This is a genomic window from Ectothiorhodospira lacustris (assembly GCF_022227845.1).
Lineage (GTDB): Bacteria > Pseudomonadota > Gammaproteobacteria > Ectothiorhodospirales > Ectothiorhodospiraceae > Ectothiorhodospira > Ectothiorhodospira lacustris.
Genome location: NZ_JAJNQN010000011.1, coordinates 71,065 through 92,911, shown reverse-complemented (window position 1 = coordinate 92,911; position 21,847 = coordinate 71,065). Strand labels below are relative to the sequence as shown.

Annotated in this window: 16 protein-coding genes; 14 read left to right on the top strand and 2 right to left on the bottom strand. The window is 65.5% G+C overall.

Features of this window, described 5'->3' with window-relative positions; translation table 11 throughout:
• Nucleotides 1-1,101, top strand: a complete 1,101-nt coding sequence (gene aroC / locus LQ956_RS09535) for a chorismate synthase (RefSeq protein WP_238623012.1) — start codon at nt 1-3, stop codon at nt 1,099-1,101.
• A 34-nt stretch (nt 1,102-1,135) separates the two neighbouring features.
• Complete coding sequence (locus LQ956_RS09530; protein ID WP_238623011.1) at nt 1,136-2,314, top strand: MFS transporter; 1,179 nt, start codon at nt 1,136-1,138, stop codon at nt 2,312-2,314.
• A 173-nt stretch (nt 2,315-2,487) separates the two neighbouring features.
• Here LQ956_RS09530 and LQ956_RS09525 read toward each other — a convergent pair whose 3' ends face one another.
• Nucleotides 2,488-3,360 carry a LysR family transcriptional regulator gene (locus tag LQ956_RS09525; protein WP_238623010.1) on the bottom strand — a complete coding sequence of 291 codons (873 nt, stop codon included), beginning with the start codon at nt 3,358-3,360 and terminating at the stop codon, nt 2,488-2,490.
• A gap of 194 nt (nt 3,361-3,554) precedes the next feature.
• Between LQ956_RS09525 and leuC the strand changes: the two genes are divergently transcribed.
• From leuC to draG, 10 genes are all read left to right on the top strand, one after another.
• Nucleotides 3,555-4,961, top strand: coding sequence for a 3-isopropylmalate dehydratase large subunit (gene leuC / locus LQ956_RS09520; protein ID WP_238623009.1), 1,407 nt, complete (start codon nt 3,555-3,557; stop codon nt 4,959-4,961).
• Nucleotides 4,962-4,978: 17 nt separating this feature from the next.
• Nucleotides 4,979-5,614 carry a 3-isopropylmalate dehydratase small subunit gene (leuD, locus tag LQ956_RS09515; protein ID WP_238623008.1) on the top strand — a complete coding sequence of 212 codons (636 nt, stop codon included), beginning with the start codon at nt 4,979-4,981 and terminating at the stop codon, nt 5,612-5,614.
• 224 nt (nt 5,615-5,838) lie between these two features.
• Nucleotides 5,839-6,918, top strand: coding sequence for a 3-isopropylmalate dehydrogenase (leuB, locus tag LQ956_RS09510; RefSeq protein ID WP_238623007.1), 1,080 nt, complete (start codon nt 5,839-5,841; stop codon nt 6,916-6,918).
• A gap of 116 nt (nt 6,919-7,034) precedes the next feature.
• Nucleotides 7,035-8,057 (top strand): aspartate-semialdehyde dehydrogenase, encoded by a 1,023-nt coding sequence (locus LQ956_RS09505; protein WP_238623006.1) that lies wholly within the window; start codon nt 7,035-7,037, stop codon nt 8,055-8,057.
• Between the two features lie 116 nt (nt 8,058-8,173).
• A complete protein-coding gene (locus tag LQ956_RS09500) occupies nt 8,174-10,945 on the top strand; it encodes a FimV/HubP family polar landmark protein (RefSeq protein WP_238629886.1) in 2,772 nt (923 codons plus the stop codon).
• Nucleotides 10,946-10,964: 19 nt separating this feature from the next.
• Complete coding sequence (locus LQ956_RS09495) at nt 10,965-11,660, top strand: hypothetical protein (protein WP_238629885.1); 696 nt, start codon at nt 10,965-10,967, stop codon at nt 11,658-11,660.
• Nucleotides 11,661-11,709: 49 nt separating this feature from the next.
• Nucleotides 11,710-12,510: a tRNA pseudouridine(38-40) synthase TruA gene (truA, locus tag LQ956_RS09490; protein WP_238621982.1), complete on the top strand. Its 801-nt coding sequence runs from the start codon at nt 11,710-11,712 to the stop codon at nt 12,508-12,510.
• A gap of 173 nt (nt 12,511-12,683) precedes the next feature.
• A complete protein-coding gene (gene nifB / locus LQ956_RS09485; RefSeq protein WP_238629884.1) occupies nt 12,684-14,201 on the top strand; it encodes a nitrogenase cofactor biosynthesis protein NifB in 1,518 nt (505 codons plus the stop codon).
• Nucleotides 14,202-14,264: 63 nt separating this feature from the next.
• A complete protein-coding gene (locus tag LQ956_RS09480; protein WP_238621984.1) occupies nt 14,265-14,957 on the top strand; it encodes a nitrogen fixation protein NifQ in 693 nt (230 codons plus the stop codon).
• Nucleotides 14,958-15,851, top strand: a complete 894-nt coding sequence (draG, locus tag LQ956_RS09475; protein ID WP_238629883.1) for an ADP-ribosyl-[dinitrogen reductase] hydrolase — start codon at nt 14,958-14,960, stop codon at nt 15,849-15,851.
• On the opposite strand, the gene LQ956_RS09470 is transcribed toward draG, so the two are convergent.
• Entirely contained in the window at nt 15,848-17,029 is a 1,182-nt protein-coding gene (locus LQ956_RS09470) for a pyridoxal-phosphate-dependent aminotransferase family protein (protein WP_238629882.1), read from the bottom strand. The two genes, draG and LQ956_RS09470, sit on opposite strands and share 4 nt — an antisense overlap.
• A 165-nt stretch (nt 17,030-17,194) precedes the next feature.
• On the opposite strand from LQ956_RS09470, the gene purL reads away from it, so the two are divergent.
• Together purL and LQ956_RS09460 are read left to right on the top strand one after the other, a co-directional pair.
• Complete coding sequence (gene purL / locus LQ956_RS09465) at nt 17,195-21,085, top strand: phosphoribosylformylglycinamidine synthase (RefSeq protein ID WP_238621993.1); 3,891 nt, start codon at nt 17,195-17,197, stop codon at nt 21,083-21,085.
• A complete protein-coding gene (locus LQ956_RS09460; RefSeq protein ID WP_238621994.1) occupies nt 21,085-21,816 on the top strand; it encodes a glycosyltransferase in 732 nt (243 codons plus the stop codon). Before purL ends, LQ956_RS09460 begins: the two co-directional genes overlap by 1 nt.
• Nucleotides 21,817-21,847: the final 31 nt, after the last annotated feature.

Below are 21,847 nucleotides of genomic sequence, written 5' to 3'. Positions count from 1 at the left end.
GTGTCGGGCAACACCATCGGCAAGCTGTTCACGGTCACCGGCTTCGGTGAGAGCCACGGGCCGGCCATCGGCTGTATCGTCGATGGCTGTCCGCCCGGATTGGCCCTGTGCGAGGCCGACCTGCAGCAGGATCTGGAGCGGCGGCGGCCGGGCAAGACCCGGCACACCACCCAGCGTCGGGAACCAGACCAGGTGAAGATCCTCTCCGGCGTGTTCGAGGGGCGCACCACCGGCACGCCCATCGCCCTGATGATCGAGAATACCGATCAGCGCTCCAGGGACTACGCCGACATTGCCCGGCAGTTCCGGCCGGGCCATGCGGATTATACCTACCACAAGAAATACGGCCTGCGGGATTACCGGGGCGGCGGCCGCAGCTCCGCCCGGGAGACCGCCATGCGGGTGGCGGCCGGGGCCATTGCCAAGAAATACCTCCGGGAGCGTTTCGGCGTCCAGGTGCGGGGCTATCTGGCCCAGCTCGGCCCCATCCGCGCCCGGCAGGTGGACTGGTCCGTGGTGGAGACCAACCCCTTTTTCTGTCCGGATCCGGACCGGGTGCCGGAGATGGAGGCCTACATGGACGAGTTGCGCAAGTCCGGCGACTCCATCGGCGCCCGCATCAACGTGGTGGCCACCGGGCTGCCCCCCGGCTGGGGCGAGCCCATCTTTGATCGTCTGGATGCGGATATCGCCCATGCCATGATGGGTATCAATGCGGTCAAGGCGGTGGAGATCGGTGACGGCTTCGCCTGCGTGGAGCAGAAGGGCACCGAGCACCGGGACGAGATGCTGCCCAAGGGTTTTGCCTCCAACCATGCCGGAGGCGTGCTGGGAGGCATCTCCAGCGGCCAGGACATTCGCGTCAGCATCGCCCTGAAACCGACTTCCAGCCTGCGCATCCCGGGGCGCTCCCTGGACGTGGATGGCCAGCCCATCGAGGTGATCACCACCGGACGTCACGACCCCTGCGTGGGCATTCGCGCCACCCCCATTGCCGAGGCCATGCTGGCCATCGTCCTGATGGACCATGCCCTGCGGCATCGGGGACAGAACGGCGATGTGTCGGTGACCATGGCGGACGTTCCCGCGGGACAGCCCTGAGCGGCTGCCCCGCCGCGCCATCACGTAAAACCCCATGCCTGCCGCCTACTGGAAACTCTCCAGCTTTTACTTTTTCTACTTCGCCAGTATCGGCGCCTTCATGCCCTACTGGGGGCTGTATCTGAACGAGCAGGGGTTCTCCGCCGGACAGATCGGTGAACTGATGGCCATCGTGCTGGCCACCAAGATCATCGCCCCCAATGTCTGGGGCTGGGTGGCGGATCATACGGGGCGCCGCACCCTGGTCATCCGCATCGCCGCGGCCCTGGCCATGCTGAGCTTTTCCGGGCTGCTGTTCTACAGCGGCTACTGGTGGATCGCCGTGGTGATGGCCCTGTTCAGCTTCTTCTGGAACGCGGCCTTGCCCCAGTTCGAGGCCACCACCATGAACCACCTGGGCAAGAGCACCCATGCCTACAGCCGCATCCGGCTCTGGGGGTCCATCGGTTTCGTGCTCTCCGTGGGTTCCCTGGGGGCGGTGTTCGAGCGGGTGGATGTGGCTGTCCTGCCCTGGATCGTGCTGGTGCTGCTGGGGCTCATGTGGCTGAGTACCCTGCAGGTCCGTGACGGTCAGGCGCCGGTGCACGAATCCGCTCCCGTCTCCCTCTGGTCCACCCTGTCCAGCCCGGCGGTGATCCTGCTGCTGGTGGCCTGTTTCCTGATGCAGGCCAGTCATGGTCCCTATTACGCCTTCTTCACCCTGTATCTGGAACTCAACGGCTACACCCGGACCATGGCCGGTTATCTCTGGGCCCTGGGCGTGCTGGCGGAGGTGGGTGTGTTCCTCATGATGCACCGGTGGCTGCCCCGTTTCGGCGCCTGGCCGCTGCTGGCAGTGGCCATGTTCGTTACCATGGTGCGCTGGGCCCTGCTGCCGGTGTTCGTGGACAGTCTGCCCATCATCATCCTGGTGCAGCTCATGCACGCGGCCAGTTACGGGCTCTATCATGCGGCCGCCATTTCCCTGGTGCATCAGTTCTTCGTGGGGCGCCAGCAGGGCAGGGGGCAGGCCTTGTATTCCTCCCTGAGTTTCGGCATGGGCGGAGCTATCGGTGCCCTGATCAGCGGCTATGTCTGGGAGGGTCTGGGGCCGGCCTGGGTCTATGTGATGGCCTCGGTGATGGCGGGTCTGGGCTGGCTGGCCGCCATGGCCGGCAGCCGGGCCTGGAAGGCCGCCTGGGGGCGTGCCCCATCTTCCCGAAGCAACCACTAACCTCCATGCATCTTGATGGCGACGTACCCTTGATGATGCAATACAAGATGCACCGATGTTGAAAGACAACAGGGGGTAGGGCCGGCACAGCGCTTGTCCCAGGCCTCTCCCTCATCCCCTATCCTTCTCCCCCCAAGGGGAGAAGGGAGTCTCTGTGATAGCCCCCCGGAACACTACGACATCGCCCGCTGGGCCTCCAGCAGCCGGATCAGGGCGGTGGCGGCATTGGAGCGGGTGCGTTCCCGGTGGGTGACCCAGCCCAGTGACCGCTCCATGGTCAAACCCTCCAGCGCCGGCCGTTGCAGGGATTCCCCCATGGACAGGGGCAATACCCCCCAGCCCAGCCCGATGCCGACCATCATCTGAATGGTTTCCAGGTAATTGGTCTCCAGGATCCGGGTCGGCGCGATGCCCAGGGGCAAAAACGCCCGTTCCACCAACCCCCGGGTGAAGGTGCCCGCGGGGGGCAGAATGGCGACATGGGTATTGAGCCGTTGTGCGGTGACGACCCCCCGGGCCAGATCATGATCCGGCGCGACCATGGGCACCAACGGGTCATCCCACACCGACCGGCAGCTCAGCAGGGGAGAGGGGTGTTCCGGCAGCGTCACCACCGCCAGATCCACCAGACCCTGCTCCGCATACCGGCAGGCATCCTCGGAATCCATGAACCGGATATCCAGTTCCACGGCGGGATATTGTCGGGCGAAGGCCTTGAGTACCGGCGGCAAGCGCCGCAGGCCGACGTGGTGGGAGGTGGCCAGCACCAGCGGACCCTCCACCCGGTCCGACAGACTGTCCAGGAGCCGACGTGTCTCTTCCAGGTCCAGCAGGATGCGCCGGGCCTGGGGCAGCAGTACCCGGCCCGCCTCGGTCAGGCCGACCTGGCGCCCGATGCGATCGAACAGCCGGCGTCCCAGCTCTTCTTCCAGGGCGGCCACCCGCTTGCTCACCGCCGGCTGGGTCAGGTGCAGCACCTCCGCGGCCCGGGAAAATGAGCCGGAAGAAGCAACGGCGGTGAAGGCTTTCAGATTATCGATGAGCATGGGGGAACATCATGGCAGAGTGGACGACACTGGTCTTCTCTCTTCTCCCGCCGTGGGAGAAGGGCCGGGGATGAGGGGTGGCCCTGGATCGGAGCACTCATTCTTTGTGGGAATCTTATTCATGAATAACATGAATTTGTGTTATCAAACGGATGCGCCTATCCTCATTCCCAGCGTACACCGAGGTAAGCGTGATGACTGCAAAGACCCTTTACGACAAGCTCTGGGATGCCCACGTGGTCCGTACCGAAGAGGACGGCACGGCACTTTTGTATATCGACCGTCACCTGGTCCACGAGGTGACCTCACCCCAGGCCTTCGAAGGCCTGCGGCTGACCGCTCGCAAGCTCTGGCGCAGCCATTCCGTGGTGGCGGTCCCCGACCATAACGTGCCCACCCGTGATCGGGATCAGGGCATCGCAGACCCGGTCTCCCGTACCCAGGTGGAGACCCTGCAGCAGAACGTGCGGCATTTCGGGCTCACCTTCTTCCCCATGGGGGACATCCGTCAGGGCATCGTCCACGTGATCGGGCCGGAGCAGGGGGCGACCCTGCCGGGCATGACGGTGGTCTGCGGTGATTCTCATACCTCTACCCACGGGGCCTTTGGTGCCCTGTCCATGGGCATCGGCACCTCCGAGGTGGAGCATGTGCTGGCCACCCAGTGCCTGTTGCAGAAGAAGATGAAGAGCATGCTCATCTGCGTGGACGGGCAGGTGGGTCCCGGGGTCACCGCCAAGGACATCGTGCTGGCCATCATCGGCGAGATCGGTACCGCCGGTGGTACCGGCTACGCCATCGAGTTCGGCGGTGATGCGATTCGCGCCCTGTCCATGGAAGGACGCATGACCGTCTGCAACATGGCCATCGAGGCCGGTGCCCGTGCCGGCATGGTGGCGGTGGACGATACCACCATCGATTACGTGAAGGGTCGGCCCTTTGCGCCCAAGGGGGCGTACTGGCACCAAGCGGTGGAGGCCTGGCGCGAACTGCGTTCCGATCCCGATGCCCGGTTCGACCGGGTGGTTCACATCGATGCCGCCCGCATCGAACCCCAGGTCACCTGGGGCACCTCGCCAGAAATGGTGTTGCCGGTCTCCGGCAAGGTCCCCAACCCGGACGAGGTGACTGACGAGGTGAAGGCCAACGGCATGCGCCGGGCCCTGGAATACATGGGGCTGACCGCCGGCACGCCCATCACCGACGTCACCGTGGACAAGATCTTCATCGGTTCCTGCACCAATGCACGCCTGGAGGATATCCGCGCCGCCGCCGAGGTGGTCAAGGGTCGTCGCGTGGCCGGGAACGTGAAGCTGGCCATGGTGGTGCCCGGTTCCGGGCTGGTAAAGCAGCAGGCCGAGGCGGAAGGTCTGGACCGCATCTTCCTGGATGCCGGGTTTGAGTGGCGGGAGCCGGGCTGCTCCATGTGCCTGGCCATGAATGCGGACCGGCTTGAGCCCGGCGAGCGCTGCGCCTCCACTTCCAACCGCAATTTCGAGAGTCGTCAGGGGTTGGGTGGCCGCACCCATCTGGTGAGTCCGGCCATGGCCGCCGCGGCGGCGGTGACGGGCCGGTTCGCGGACGTGCGTGAGCTCAACTGATAAAAGGTACCGCAGCGATGGAAAAATTCGAGACACTCAACGCCCTGGTCTGTCCATTGGATCGTTCCAACGTGGATACGGACGCCATCATTCCCAAGCAGTATCTGAAGTCCGTGAAACGGACCGGTTTCGGTCCCAATCTGTTTGACGACTGGCGCTACCTGGATCCGGGCGAACCGGGCATGGATCACGGCCGGCGCAAGATCAACCCCGATTTCGTCCTCAACCAGTCCCGCTATGAGGGGGCGCAGATCCTGCTGGCGCGCAAGAACTTCGGCTGCGGCTCCTCTCGCGAACACGCGGTGTGGGCCCTGACCAACTATGGTTTTCGCGTGGTCATCGCGCCGAGCTTTGCGGACATCTTCTTCAACAACAGTTTCAAGAACGGACTGTTGCCCCTGATCCTGGACGAGGCCATTGTCGATCAGTTGTTCCGCGAGGCCGAGGCGACGCCGGGCTACACGCTGACCGTGGACCTTCATGCCCAGACCGTGGTAACCCCGTCCGGGGAGTCCTTCCCGTTCCAGGTGGACCCCTTCCGGCGTCACTGCCTGCTCAATGGCCTGGATGACATCGGTCTGACCCTGCAGCACGGGGAGGATATCCGGGCCTACGAGGCTCGGCGTCGGACCGAGGCGCCTTGGCTGTTCTGAGCCTTTTCCCCTCATCCCCGGCCCTTCTCCCCCAAGGGGAGAAGGGGGGTAATGTGCAGCCCCTCTCTCCACATGGTGAGGTGGGGGCATGGGCAGCCTCTTTCCCCGCATGGGAGGTGAGCGGCATGTGCAGCCTCTTTCCCCTCGTGGGAGAGGGGTTGGGGTGAGGGGGAGAGCCGGAGAAAGGGCTTTTCAATTCCATTCATCGCAGAGAATCGACATCCATGACCCAGAAAATCCTCATCCTGCCCGGTGACGGCATCGGCCCGGAAATCGTCGCTGAGGCTACCCGCCTCCTGAACGCCCTCAAGGACCGTTTCGGCCTGGCCGTGGCGTTGGAAGAGGCCCCCATCGGCGGCGCCGGCTACGATGCCGCCGGCAAGCCGCTGCCCGACGAGACCCTGGCCCTGGCCCGGGCCGCCGACGCGATCCTGCTGGGCGCCGTGGGCGGACCCCGCTATGACCAGCTGGCCTGGGAACTGCGCCCCGAACGGGGGTTGCTGGCCATCCGCGCCGAGCTGGCCCTGTTCTCCAACCTACGCCCGGCCATCCTCTATCCCCAGCTGGCCTCCGCCTCGGCCCTGAAGCCGGAGATCGTCGGCGGTCTGGACATCATGATCCTGCGCGAGCTGACCGGTGGTGCCTACTTCGGCAAGCCCCGTGGTATCCAGGCCCGCGAGGACGGGGTGCGGGAAGGGTTCAACACCATCATCTATTCCGAGCCGGAAATCGAACGCATCGTGCGCAGTGGCTTCGAGATCGCCATGAAGCGCGATCGTCGCCTGTGCTCGGTGGACAAGGCCAACGTACTGGAGGTCTCCCAGCTCTGGCGCGAGGTGGCCGAACGGGTGGCCAGGGACTATCCGGAGGTGGCCCTGTCCCACATGTACGTGGACAACGCCGCCATGCAGCTGGTGCGGGCACCCAAGCAGTTTGACGTGATCGTGACGGAAAACATGTTCGGTGACATCCTCTCCGATGCCGCCGCCATGCTCACCGGCTCCATCGGCATGCTGCCTTCCGCCTCCCTGGACGCCGAAGGCAAGGGCATGTACGAACCCATTCACGGTTCCGCCCCGGACATCGCCGGTCAGGGCGTGGCCAATCCGCTGGCTACCCTGCTGTCGGTGGCCATGATGCTGCGCTACACCCTGAACGAAGAGGTCCAGGCCGCCCGTGTGGAAGCGGCGGTGGGACGGGTGCTGGATCAGGGGTTGCGCACTGCCGACATCTGGACCGAGGGCTGCCGCAAGGTGGGGACCCGCGAGATGGGCGAGGCCGTGGTGGCCGCGTTGGCGGACTGACGGGCAAGGTAGGCGATGGCTGGTATCCGGGATTTTCGTGCGGATACCGGCGCACCTGTTAGACTGATACACACCAGTTTGAACGAAAGACACCGTATCCAAGGAATTACGAAGCGATGAGCAAAACCTATGATGTGGCCGTCGTCGGCGCCACCGGCGCGGTGGGTGAGACCATGTTGTCCATCCTGGCGGAACGCAAGTTTCCGGTAGGCAATGTCCATGCCGTGGCCAGCAGCCGTTCCGCCGGCAGCCGGGTGGCCTTCGGCAACAGGCAACTGGTGGTGGAAGACCTGGCCACCTTCGATTTCTCCAAGGTGCAGATCGGACTGTTTTCGCCCGGCGCCTCCGTGTCCAAGGAATATGCGCCCAAGGCCGCGGCGGCCGGCTGCGTGGTGATCGACAACACCTCTCAGTTTCGCTATGACGACGACATCCCGCTGGTGGTGCCGGAGGTCAACCCCCATGCGGTGGCCGGTTATAAAAACCGCGGCATCATCGCCAACCCCAACTGCTCCACCATCCAGATGCTGGTGGCCCTCAAGCCCCTGCACGATGCCGCCGGCATCGAGCGCATCAACGTGGCCACTTATCAGGCCGTCTCCGGTACCGGCAAGGAGGCGATCGAGGAACTGGCCGCCCAGACCGCCCAATTGCTCAACGGCAAGCCGGTGGAATGCAAGGTCTATCCCAAGCAGATCGCCTTCAACGTCCTGCCCCACATCGACGTCTTCATGGATAACGGCTACACCAAGGAAGAAATGAAGATGGTCTGGGAGACCCGCAAGATCATGGAAGACGACCGGATTCAGGTGAACCCCACTGCGGTGCGGGTGCCCGTGTTCTACGGTCATTCCGAGGCGGTGCACATCGAGACTCGCGAGAAGCTTACCGCCGAACAGGCCCGCGAACTGCTGTCCAGGGCGCCCGGCGTGGTGGTCATGGACGAGCGCCGTGACGGCGGGTATCCCACAGCGGTCACCGAAAGCGCCGCTCAGGATCCGGTCTTCGTGGGACGTATCCGGGAGGATGTCTCCCATCCCCGCGGTCTGAACCTGTGGGTGGTGGCGGACAACGTCCGCAAGGGTGCGGCCCTGAACAGTATCCAAATAGCGGAAGTTTTGATAAAAGATTTCCTGTAAGCAAAGGTCCGGAGCTGTCTCTGCGCCGGGCCGGCGATACATCACCGTCGGCTCGGACACGGGGGCATCACATCGGCAGGGGGCTTGGCCGGATCGTTTCAGAAAGGGGACATGCTGTGCGCAGACTGGCTTTGGGAACCGCCTTGTGGGCACTCATGGCGCCGGGGGCGACTCTTGCCCTTGGCCTGGGGGAGATCGAGACCCGTTCGGCACTGAATCAGCCTCTGCGGGCGGAGATCCATCTCCTGTCCGTGCGCCCTGGGGAGATGGAAGATCTGGTGGTCAGGCTGGCGCCCGATGCCCTCTTTCAGCGGCTCGGCATCGATCGCTCCCACCTGCTCTCCGATCTGCAGTTCGAGCCGGTCACCACGGCGGATGGGCGGCACGTGGTCCGTGTCACCTCCCGCAACCCCATCCGCGAACCCTTCCTGAATTTCCTGATTGAAGCCAGCTGGCCCAGTGGCCGGCTGGTGCGTGAGTACACGGTACTTCTTGACCCGCCCACCATGTTCGAGCGGGCACCACCACCGGCACCGACCCTGGCCGCCCCCGTCGATCGGCGCCCGTCCGCACCTCCCACCACCCCGCGCCCGGATACCGTGGCCGCTCCCTCCACTTACCGGGTCAGGGCAGGGGATACCATGTGGGATCTGGGCACGCGGCTGCGTCCCGATGCCGGAATCTCGGTCGAACAGATGATGATGGCCCTGTTGCGTGCCAATCCCGAGGCGTTCACCGACAACAACATCAACAATGTTCGCAGCGGCAGCGTGCTCCGGGTGCCCGAGCGTGACGAGGTCATGGCCCTGAGTGCGGCCGAGGCCCGCCGTGAAGTGGCCGGCCAGCATCGTCTGTGGCGGGAGTATCGGGCCAGGGCCGCCGAAGAGGCCCCCAGACCCCAGCTTCCGGCCACGCCGGATATACCGCCTGCCCCCCCCGCCGTGTCCCAACCGGATCCGGCGCCGCGGGAGACGGATGATGGACGTCTGGAGATCGTGGCCGAGTCCGATGCCCGGTCTGTCGACGGAACGGCGCGGCTGGAACAGGATCTGGCCCTGTTGCGGGAGACCAGTGAAACCCGGCGCCAGGAAGGTCTCGAATTGCGAGAGCGCATTCGCGAACTGGAAGACCTGCTGGAGCGGCAGGGGCGCCTGCTGGCACTGAATAACCAGCAACTGGCGCAACTTCAGCGACAGCTGGCCGTTGCCCAGGGCGAGGACCTGGATGCCCTGCCGGTGCCGGTGTCGCCCACGGCACCCATGACCCCCCGGCCGTTACCGCCGATAGTGACGGATGACCCCGTATCGGCAGCTCCGATTCCGGCCCCGATCACCCCGGCCCCGCAGCCTCCCGTCACTGCACCGGCGCCTCAGCCTCAGGCCGCCGGCTTCCTGGCCGAACTGTTGCGTAGTCCTTCCCTGCTGATCGGAGGAGGCTTCGGCATCCTGCTTATCCTCGCCCTGATCCTGTTGGCGCTGCGGCGTTTGCGCGGTCAGGCTGATGCGGCCGGGGAGCCGAGCATCGCGCCTGAGCCCCACTACCGGGGGCAGGATGCGGTATCTTCCGGATCCGGTGCCACCACCCTGGCCACCGGGGTTGCGGGTGCCGGTCTGGCCGCGGCCAGGCCCGCCTCATCCGAGGCGACGGTGACCGCGGAAAAGGCCCCGGTCGATCTGACCTCCACGGCCATGATGGATACCGTGGAAACCCAGTTGCCGGCAGTCCCTGCGTCCCCTGCCGCCGCTGACGGCGCGCCTCCTGAAGCAGGTAGCTGGGATGAAGTGGTCAATGACGACACCATCGCCGAAGCCGATGTGTATCTGGCCTACGGCCTGTACCAGCAGGCCGAGGACCTGCTGAAGGAAGCACTGGGCCGCGCGCCCGACCGCCCCGACTACCAGTTCAAACTGGCGGAAACCTACTTTGCCACCGGCAACCAAGCCGCGTTTGATGAGACGGCGGCACGGATGTTCGAGCAGAAGGGGGACCGTACTTCCGCCCTGTGGGACCGCCTGGTGACCATGGGACAGGAACTGAGTCCGGGGAACAGCCTCTATCAGGCCGGGCAGAGAACCTCGTCCCTGTCGCCTCCGGCGAGGGCGGATGACAGCGATCTGATCCTGGATGCACAGGATCTTGAGGTATCCCTGGGGGAGGTGGATTTCGACATCCACGATGACATGGATACCCAAATGACGGGCCGGTCCGATGGCGATGACGATGCGCCCACGTCGCTGCTGTCCGGCGACGAAGACGCACCGACCCGATTGCAGAATACCGGACCTGATGATGCCCCGACGGCCAAGCCGGCCCAGGATGCAGCAAGGGTGAAGGATGAGGACGAAACCCTGCAGTTCGCCCTGGGGGATCTGGATTTCGAGATTGACGACCTGGAATCGGATACCTCGATGCCCGGCCCGGCGACGGTGAATCAGGAAGACGAGACGGTCAATCTCGGCCTGGATGAGCAGGCGCCCTCCCGCGAGGCAGGTCGCGGCACGCAATCACCGGCTTCGGGTAATGACGCGACGGTCGAGATTGATTTCAAGGATCTGGACTGGGCGGATGATGATGCAACCGCCCGGATACCCCCGGAGCCTGAAGACACGGCCGGCGGCAGGTACGGTGAAGCGGACGCGGACGACACCATGGGCCTTCTGGATGACTCCTTTACGGAGGAGGATCTGAGAAACCTTGAGGATGATACCGAGGGCCTGGAAGATGCCTTCGGTCTCGGCGACGAAGTCAGCACCAAGCTGGATCTGGCCCGTGCCTATATCGACATGGGGGATGCAGAAGGCGCCCGCGCCACCCTGGAAGAAGTCCTGGCAGAAGGCGATGCCCTGCAGAAGCAGGAGGCTCGGGATCTCCTGAATCAGCTCCGCTGAAATTCTCCGGGGTAGGTGAATGTCTGAGCCGATGCATCCGGCCCTGAAGATCCTGGGTGTCATCCTGTTCATCCTGGGTGTGGCCCAGGCGAACTGGGCCGTACTGGGCGTGGGGGTGGGGCTGGCCGCCGTCGCGCTGGCGGCCACCGGCCCCGCGGGGGTGGGGCGTTTCCTGGAGATGTCCCGTCGTCTCAAATGGTTCTTTCTCTCCATCATCCTGATCTTCGGCTGGTTTACTCCGGGCACACCACTGCTGGAATGGGCGGGGGCCTGGTCCCCGGCCCGGGAAGGTCTGGTGATGGGCCTGCAGCGCACCCTGGTGCTGGTGCTGGCGGTGGCCGCGGTGGTCTGGTTGCTGCAGGTCACCTCACGGGAATCCCTGGTCAAGGGCCTGTTGTGGCTCACCCGTCCCCTGGCGCCGCTGGGCCTGCCCAGGGAGCGCTTCGCCGTTCGCCTGGTATTGACCCTGGAGGCGTTGCCCCAGGTGCGTATCCTGGTTGCGGCCGGCCGCCCCGAGAGACCGCCGGAAGGCGCCATGGCCCGGCTTCAGGGATTGGGCCGTCGTGCCACCGGCCTGTTCAGCGAGGTACTGGAGCAGGCGGAAAAGGCGCCGCTCGAGCCCATTCATCTCGATCCCGCGCCGCCGCCGGGGCTGCGTCAGTGGCTGCTGCTGTGCCTGATTCTCCTGCCGCTGCTGCTGGCCGCCCTGCACTGATTCCGGGAACTGGTATCATCCCGCCTCCCATTCATGCCCTGCGAATCCAATGAACCATACCCCGCGTCGACTGGCGATCGGACTTGAATACGACGGCTCCGGATTCCGGGGTTGGCAGCAGCAGAAGGATGGCCGCACCATCCAGCCCCTGGTGGAAAAGGCTCTGGCCAAGGTGGCCGATCATCCAGTGCAGGTGACCTGTGCCGGCCGTACCGATGCCGGGGTGCATGCCACCTGCCAGATCGTGCATTTCGATACCACGGCCGAACGTCCGCCCCATGCCTGGCTGCTGGGCGGCAACAGCAATCTGACGCGGGAGATCGGTCTGCAATGGGTCAGGCCCGTGGCGCCGGATTTCCACGCCCGGTTTTCCGCCCGCTGGCGCCGCTATCGCTATGTCTTCCTGAACCGGGTGGCCCGGCCCGCCATCCTGCGGGGGCGGGTGACCTGGTATCACCGGCCCCTGGCGGCGGAGCCCATGCACGAGGCCGCTCAGCATCTGCTGGGCGAACACGATTTCAGCAGTTTCCGCGCCCTGGGTTGCCAGGCCCGTCATCCCATCCGGGAGGTGCAGTCGGTCTCGGTGACCCGCGACGGGGATTTCATCTATCTGGACATTCGCGCCAATGCCTTTTTGCATCATATGGTGCGCAATATCGCCGGGGCGCTCATGTGCGTGGGCCGGGGAGAGCGGCCCAGCGAGTGGCTGGCGGAGCTGCGGGAGGCCCGGGATCGCAGTCAGGGCGGGGTGACGGCGCCACCGGATGGTCTGTACCTGGTTCAGGTAGGTTATGACGAGCAATTCGACCTGCATCCGCAGGCGGTCATTCCCCGTTACGGCTTTGTGTAGCTGTTCCCTTCCCGACATTCCCCTGTGGGAAGCCCCACATTCGTACTGACTGATCTTTTTAAAATCTAATAAAAACAGTGAAATAAAACTATATAAAGACTGGGCACAAGTCTTGCATTCCTCCTGGAAAACCAAGTCAATCCCGCTGCGGCGGGCACCCTGGGAGGATTGTGATGGACCCAAAGCCCCACAGAATCATTGAGATCCCCGTCACCGTCCAGGGCGGGTGCTCCAACCCCAAGCCCAGTGCCGGTTCCGGCTGCGGTACCGGTCAGAATGGGGGGTTGCCTGCCCATATTCAGGCCAAGATCCAGGATCATCCCTGTTACTCGGAAGAGGCCCACCACCACTTTGCCCGTATGCATCTGGCGGTGGCCCCGGCCTGCAACATCCAGTGCCATTACTGCAACCGCAAGTACGACTGCTCCAATGAGTCCCGCCCCGGCGTGGTGTCCGAGGTGCTCAAGCCGGCCCAGGCCATCCATAAGGCCCTCACCGTCGCGGCCGGCATTCCCGAAATGACCGTGGTGGGCATCGCCGGTCCCGGTGATGCCTTGGCCAATCCCACCCGCACCTTCGCCACCTTCCGCGGCATTCGGGAGCAGGACCCCGGCATCAAGCTTTGCCTGTCCACCAACGGTCTGGCACTACCCCAGCATGTGGATGAACTGGTCGCGCTGGGCGTGGACCACGTCACCATCACCATCAACAGCATCGATCCTGAGATCGGTGCCCGCATCCACCCCTGGATACTGTGGGAGCGTCGGCGAGTGTTCGGACGGGAAGGGGCGGAGATCCTGATTCGTCAGCAGCAGAAAGGCCTGGAGATGCTGGTGGAGCAGGGTGTCCTGGTGAAGGTGAACTCGGTCATGATCCCGGACATCAATGATCGCCATCTCAAGGAAGTCTCCCGCATGGTCAAGGAAAAGGGGGCCTTCCTGCACAATGTCATGCCCCTGATCTCCGATCCGGCCCATGGCACCTATTTCGGTCTCAACGGCCGGCGCGGACCCACGGAAGCGGAGCTATCCGCCCTGCGGGATGAGTGCGGGGGCAACATGAACATGATGCGCCATTGTCGCCAGTGTCGTGCCGACGCGGTGGGTATGCTGGGTGAGGATCGGGGCGAGGAATTCAGCCTGGAGCGCATCGATCAGGCCCCGCTGAATTATGACGTGGTCCGTGAACGCCGGGATCAGGTTCAGGCCTCGATTCGGGAACGCATGGCGGCGCGCAAGCGCCAGGGGGACACTGTGACTTCAATGCCATCGGCAAGGCCTGTCGCGCACCAGACAACGCGCCCGGTGCTGATGGCGGTCGCCACCAAGGGGGGGGGGCTGGTCAATCAGCATTTCGGGTATGCCCGGGAGTTCCTGATCTACAAGGCCACGCCGGAAGGGGTCCGTTTCGAGGGGCACCGTCGGGCGGACCTGTACTGCTCCGGACCGGATGCCTGCAATGACCGGACCCAGGTGCTGGCCAGCACGGTGCGTGCCCTGGAGGACTGCGAGGTGCTGCTTTGCGCCCGTATCGGTATCGAGCCCTGGTCGGTGCTGGAGGCGGCCGGGATCATGCCCAACGGTGAACACGCCATGGCACCCATTGAGGATGCGGTGATGGCCGTGTACCGGGAGATGATGGCCGCCGGCCGCCTGGACATGTCCGAGCGCGAGGCCATTCAATGTGCCTGATCGCCACCCTGCGCGTGCGGCCGTCCCGACGGCAGGCATGGCAGGCAACATGAGGATGTCTCCATGACACCGAACATGGCAGCGTCGTATTGCGAAACGCCCGTGGCAGTGGGCACCGTGCATTGGAAGAAGATCCCCCATGGTCACCGTCATACCACCGGTCGGCCCCTGATCCACGGCCGGGATGCTCCTGTTGCCGACGGTCCTGAGGGCAGGGCGGACACCCTTCACGACCGGGTGCTTGCCCACACCGGGGGGCTGCCCAACGATGGCCTGCTGGCCTGTCTGCTGTCCGCCTGGGTAGGGGGACGCAGCGTCTTGCCGGTCCACATGGGGCTGTCCGGCAGCGAATACCGGCAGCTGCTCGGCCGTCACTTCCCCGGGCTGATGCTCAATCCCCCGGCCCTGGAGCCGGTGGAGGTCCAGCGTATGGATGAGCGGCGGGAACTGCGCGAACTGCTGCTGTCCCATCGCCGGGGGCAGGATCCCTCGGAGGTCTGGCTGGCGGGTATCGTGGCCGCCGCCTGCATGGGGCCTGATCACCTCTGGCAGGACCTGGGGCTGCAGAGCCGCGATCAACTTTCCTGGTTGATGCGGGACAACTTCCCGGGACTGGTCGAACTCAACGACCGGGACATGAAGTGGAAGAAGTTTCTCTATCGCCAGCTGTGCCTGGCGGAAGGCATCCTGATCTGCCGGTCACCGTCCTGCGAGGTCTGTCAGGATCATGCGGTGTGCTTCGGGCCGGAGGTCTAATTGTCGGGAAGCGCGCTGCAACGCGGACTGGGTGCCTATCTGGGGCTGGCCGTGGGGGATGCCCTGGGGGCGACGGTGGAGTTCATGACCCCACGGGAGATCCAGGCTGATCACGGGGTGCATCGGCGCATCATCGGCGGCGGCTGGCTGCACCTCAAACCCGGCACAGTGACCGACGACACCACTATGAGCCTGGCCCTGGGCAGGGCGATTCTGGCGTCCGATACCCTGGACGGGGTGGCCATGGCCGAGGCCTTCAGTCAATGGATGCGGGATCGCCCGGTGGATATCGGTCATACCGTGCGCCGCGGCATCATCCGTTATCGCCGGACCGGCGAGATCGAGACGCCCCTCAACGACAATGATGCCGGCAATGGCGCCTGCATGCGCGTTCTGCCCGTGGTGCTGGCGACCCTGGACCAGCCCCTGGACGCCCTCAATGAAGCCTGTTATCTGCAGGGACGGATCACCCACCACCATCCCCTGTCCGATGCGGGGACGGTCTGCGTGGCGACCATGGTACGGATGGCCATCCAGGGTTGCGGCCCCGCGGATCTGATCCAGGGGCCGGTGGAGGCCCTGGTGACGGCCCATCCGGAGTTCCGGTTTCGGGGCAAGCGGGAGGAAAACCCCAGCGGGTTCATCGTCCACACCCTGAGGGCGGTGTTTCAGGCCCTGTTCGACACGGACAACTTTGAAGACTGCCTGGTGGACGTGGTTAATCGGGGCGGGGATGCGGATACCACCGGGGCCATCGCCGGGATGATTGCCGGTGCCCTGTACGGTGAGGCGTCCATTCCTCACCCATGGCGAAGTGCCCTGGATGGCCGGGTGGCGGAAGCTGTCACCACCCAGGCCCGAGCATTGATGGCGGGTGACTGTCTCCCCGCTTAGCCGGCGTATACCCGCGATGCGGCAGGCATGGCATGGCCGCGCTCGATGGGGGCGTTCATTTCCAGCAGCACCGCTTCCAGGGCATGCAGGCAGAGTTGCACGTTCTTGCGGTTGCAGCCAAAACCCATCAGGCCGATACGCCAGATCTTGCCCGCTAGCGGCCCCAGTCCGGCGCCGATTTCCAGGCCGTAGCGCTCCAGCAGCAGACCGCGCACCCGGGCTTCGTCCACGCCGTCGGGCACCTTCACCGCATTGAGCTGGGGCAGGCGGTGGGCCTCGTCCACCAGCAGGTTCAGACCCATGGCCTGTAGGCCCGCCTTCAGGGCCTCGTGATGATGCCGGTGCCGCGCCCAGGCATTCTCCAGACCTTCTTCCTGCAGCAGTACCAGGGCCTCGTGGAGGGCATAGAGGGCATTGATGGGCGCGGTGTGGTGATAGGCCCGCTTGGCATTGGGACCCCAGTAGCCCATGACCAGGTTCAGGTCCATGAACCAGCTCTGCACCGGATGCTTGCGTCCCTTGATGCGGGCCACCGCGGCCTCGCTGAAGCTCACCGGTGCCAGGCCCGGGGTGCAGGACAGACACTTCTGGGTACCGGAGTAGATGGCGTCCACGCCCCAGTCGTCCACCCGCAGCTCACAGCCGCCCAGGCCGGTGACGGTGTCCACGATCACCAGACAGTCATAGGCATGGGCCACCTGGGTGAGGGTCTTCACATCGGAGCAGGCCCCGGTGGAGGTCTCGGCGTGGACGAAGGCCACCAGACGGGCATCGGGGTGGGCCTTGAGGGTGTCTTCCAGCTGTTGGGGGTCCACCGGACGACCCCACTCACACTCCACCACCACCGGGGTGCCGCCGCAGCGTTCCACGTTTTCCTTCATGCGCATGCCGAACACGCCGTTGATGCACACCACCACGGTGTCGCCGGGTTCCACCAGGTTGACGAAGCAGGTCTCCATGCCGGCGGAACCGGGGGCAGAGACGGGCAGGGTCAGGGCATTCCGGGTCTGGAAGGCATACTGCAGGAGGCCTTTCATCTGATCCATCATGCCGACGAAGGCCGGGTCCAGGTGACCGATGATGGGACGGCTCATGGCAGCCAGCACCCGGGGGGCGATATCGGAGGGGCCGGGGCCCATCAGGGTGCGAACGGGGGGATGGAAGGACTGGATGGTCATGGCACGTCCTGTCAGAAGTGGTTGTGTATTATGGTAGGAATTTTGCGGGTGGCCGGAGTATACGAAGCCCGCGCCAAGGGCGGCAAGTCGGCGAACTCCGTCCCCGTCCCCGGCCGCTTTGCAGTATCATTGCCCCTTTTACGCACCGTAAGTTCGGGGTCATCAATGCTGTGTCTGCCGGGTAGTCCTTCCCTCTCCACCTTCCGCCGCCAACGCCTGCTGGAGGCCCTGCGCCAAGCGGTGCCGACCATCTCCGGCGTCAGTGCCCGTTTCGAGCACTTCGTGCAGACGGAACGGGAACCGGGTACCCAGGAACGCCGGGTGCTGGAACAGTTGCTGACCTACGGTGGCGGCACCGCCGACGAAGGTCGGGGCCGGCTGATCCTGGTGGTCCCCCGCATCGGCACCATCTCCCCCTGGTCCAGCAAGGCCACCGACATTGCCCGCAACTGCGGCCTGGACGGCGTGGTCAGGCGCATCGAGCGGGGCATCACCTGGTGGATCGACAGCGACGCCCCCCTGGATGCCGATGCCCTGGCGCGCATCCTGCCCCTGATCCATGACCGCATGACCGAAACCGTCCTGCATGAACGAGATGAGGCGGTGGCCCTGTTCTCCAACGCGGAGCCGGCACCGCTGCGGACGATCCCCCTGGGGGACGACCCCCATGGTGTCCTGGCCCGGGTGAACGGGGAACTGGGCCTGGCCCTGACCCAGGACGAGATCGAGTACCTGGCCGACGCCTACGAGGCCCTGGGCCGGGATCCCTCCGACGTGGAGCTGATGATGTTCGCCCAGGCCAATTCGGAGCACTGCCGCCACAAGATCTTCAATGCGGACTGGGTGATCGACGGCAGGCCTCAGGAAAAGACCCTGTTTGCCATGATCCGCAATACCCATGCCCATGCCCCGGAAGGCATCCTTTCCGCCTACCGGGACAACGCCTCGGTGATCCAGGGCCACAAGGCCCGCCGCCTGACCCCGGACCCTGTGACCGGCGAATATCGGGATCAACCGCTGGATCTGCCCATCATCATGAAAGTGGAGACCCACAACCACCCCACCGCCATCTCCCCGTTCCCGGGTGCGGCCACCGGTTCCGGCGGCGAGATCCGTGACGAGGGCGCCACCGGCCGGGGTTCCAAGCCCAAGGCGGGGCTGACCGGATTCTCGGTCTCCAACCTGCGCATCCCCGGTTTCGAGCAGCCCTGGGAACAGGACTTCGGCAAGCCCGAGCGCATCGAATCCGCTCGCCAGATCATGCTGGACGGCCCCATCGGCGCCGCCGCCTTCAACAACGAATTCGGCCGTCCCGCCCTGGCGGGCTACTTCCGCACCTACGAGGCCCTGGTGCCCGGTGCCGGGGAGCCGGAACTCAAGGGCTATCACAAGCCCATCATGATCGCCGGCGGTGTGGGCAGCATCCGCGCCGAGCACGTGGAGAAGCTGGCCCTGCCGGAAGGCACCCCCGTGGTGGTGCTGGGCGGGCCGGCCATGCTCATCGGTCTGGGCGGCGGCGCTGCTTCCTCCATGGCCAGCGGCGAGAGCGCCCTGGCGCTGGACTTTGCCTCCGTGCAGCGGGGCAACCCAGAGATCGAGCGCCGCTGCCAGGAGGTCATCGACCGCTGTACCGCCCTGGGCGCGGACAATCCCATCCTTTCCATCCATGACGTGGGGGCCGGTGGCCTCTCCAACGCCATCCCCGAGATCCTCAACGACGCCGGCCGTGGCGGCAGCATCGAGCTGCGTACCGTGCCCTCCGACGAACCGGGGCTCTCCCCCATGGAGATCTGGTGCAACGAGGCCCAGGAACGCTACGTCCTGGCCATCGATGCCCGGCGCCTGGAGGCCTTCACCGCCCTGTGTGAACGGGAGCGGGCACCCTTTGCCGTGGTGGGCACGGCCACCGCCGAGCGGCGTCTGCTGGTGGGGGATGCCCTGTTCGCCAATCACCCGGTGGACCTGCCCATGGAAGTGCTGCTGGGCAAGCCCCCGAAGATGCTCCGGGACGTGCACCACCGCAGCTTCCAGAAACCGGAGGTGGATACCTCGGTGATGGACCTGGGCGAGGCCGTGCGTCGGGTGCTGCGGCTGCCCGCCGTGGCCTCCAAGTCCTTCCTCATCACCATCGGTGACCGCACCGTGACCGGGCTCGTGACCCGGGATCAGATGGTCGGCCCCTGGCAGGTGCCGGTGGCGGACGTAGCGGTGACCGCCAGCGACTATTGGTCCCATACCGGCGAGGCCATGGCCATGGGCGAGCGCACCCCCATCGCCCTGGTGCATCCCGCCGCCTCCGGACGCATGGCCATCGGCGAGGCCATCACCAACATGGCCGCGGCGGCGGTGGACGATCTGTCCCTGATCCGCCTCTCCGCCAACTGGATGGCCGCCGCCGGTCACCCGGGGGAGGACGCCGCCCTGTTCGACACCGTCAGGGCCGTGGGGGAGGCGCTGTGTCCCCGCCTGGGCATCGCCATCCCGGTGGGCAAGGACTCCCTGTCCATGCGCACGGTCTGGCGGCAGGACGGCGAGGAACGGGTGATGAGCGCCCCCCTGTCCCTGATCATCTCCGCCTTCGCCCCGGTGAGCGACGTGCGCAGCACCCTCACGCCTCAGCTGGTGACCGACCAGGGGGATACGGATCTGATCCTCATCGACCTGGGCAAGGGTCACCGCCGTCTGGCCGGCTCCGCCCTGGCCCAGGTGTTCGGCCAGGTGGGTCACCACGCCCCGGATCTGGATGATCCGGACATGCTCAAGCGCTTCTTCGCCGCCATTCAGGAACTCAACCGGGAAGGCCACCTGCTGGCCTATCACGATCGTTCCGACGGTGGGTTGCTGGCCACCCTGTGCGAGATGGCCTTCGCCGGTCGCACCGGCATCACCGTCCACCTGGACGACCTGGGGGATGACGACCATGCCGCCCTGTTCTGCGAGGAGCTGGGGGCGGTGGTGCAGGTCTCTCACGATGCCGTGGAGGACGTGCTGGCGCTGCTCAATAACGCCGGTCTGGGCCATCACAGCCACGTCATCGGCAGCCTCAATGACGAGCAGAGCATCGTCTTCCGTCGGGGCCACGAGATCCTGTTCCAGGCCCCCCGCAGCGAGCTGTACTCGTGCTGGGCCGAAACCAGCTACCGCATGCAGGCCCTGCGGGATGACCCCGACTGCGCCCGGGAGGCCTTCGAGGCCCTGGCCGATGAGTCAGATCCCGGCCTGACCCCGGTACTGGGCTTTGATCCGTCCGAGGACCCGGCCCTGCCGTTCATCCAGACCGGCACCCGTCCCCGGGTGGCGATCCTTCGGGAGCAGGGGGTGAACGGCCAGGTGGAGATGGCCGCCGCGTTCCACCTGTCTGGTTTTGCCGCCGTGGACGTGCACATGACCGACCTCATCGAGGGCCGGGTGGACCTGGCGGACTTCCGCGGTCTGGTGGCCTGCGGCGGCTTCTCCTATGGGGACGTGCTGGGCGCCGGTGGCGGCTGGGCCCGTTCCATCCTCTTCAACCCCCGCCTGCGCGAGGCCTTCCAGGCCTTTTTCCACCGTCCGGACACCTTCTCCCTGGGGGTGTGCAACGGCTGCCAGATGCTGTCCCAGCTCAAGGAACTGATCCCCGGTGCCGGTCACTGGCCCCGTTTCGAGCGCAACCGCTCGGAGCAGTTCGAGGCCCGCCTGTCCCTGGTGGAGGTGATGCCCAGCCCGTCGGTGCTGCTCAAGGGCATGGAAGGGTCCCGGCTGCCCATCGCCGTGGCTCACGGCGAGGGCAGGGCGGACTTCGGTGGTGACTCGGCTAAAGGGGTGATGGACTCGGGGATGGTGTCCCTGCGCTACGTGGATAACCGGGGTGAACTGGCGCGGCACTATCCGGCCAACCCCAACGGCTCCCCCCTGGGCATCACCGGGCTGACCACGGAGGACGGCCGAGTGACCATCATGATGCCTCACCCGGAGCGGGTGTTCCGTACCGTGCAGTATTCCTGGCATCCCCGGGACTGGGCCGAGGATGGCCCGTGGCTGCGGATGTTCAGAAATGCCCGGGTCTGGGTGGGCTGATGCCGAAGACCGCGCCCCAGGTCTCCTTCGTCATTCCCGCCTGGAACGAGGCCGAGTTGCTGGGGCGCACCCTGGACAACCTGAGGCAGGCCTGTAACGGCCTGCCGGAGTCGTGTGAAATCATCGTCGTCGATAATGATTCCGACGACGACACCGCTGACATCGCCCGGGCGGCAGGCGCCGTCGTGGTTCATGAGCCGGTGCGCCGTATCGCCCGCGCCCGCAATGCGGGTGCGGAGGTGGCGCGGGGACACTGGCTGATTTTCGTAGACGCCGATACCTGGCCTACCTCAGCACTGTTGCGGGCCAGTCTGGATGCCCTGGCCTCGGGGCGGATCTGCGCCGGTGGGGCGCGGGTGGAGTTTGACCACCTGGATTACGGGTTCTATCGGCTGGGGGCCCGTTTCTGGAACTGGTTGTCCCTGTCCCTGGGACTGGTGGCCGGATGCTATATCTTCTGCACCCGCGAGGCCTTCCAGGCCGTGGGCGGCTTCAGTGAAAAGGTCTATGCGGGGGAGGAGGTGTTTCTGTCCCGCCGCCTCAAGCGCTGGGGGCGGCGCCACGGGCAGCGGTTTCACGTGCTGCCGGAACCGACGGTACGGACCTCCGGGCGCAAGGCCCAGTGGTTTTCTCCCTGGCAGCATTTTCTGGTGACGGCGACGGTGCTGCTGGTGCCTTTTGCCCTGCGTTCGCGCCGGCTCACCTGGTTTTGGTATCGCCGGCCGAAATAGCCCTGATGGCGGGCGCCTCTCTCCACAGAGG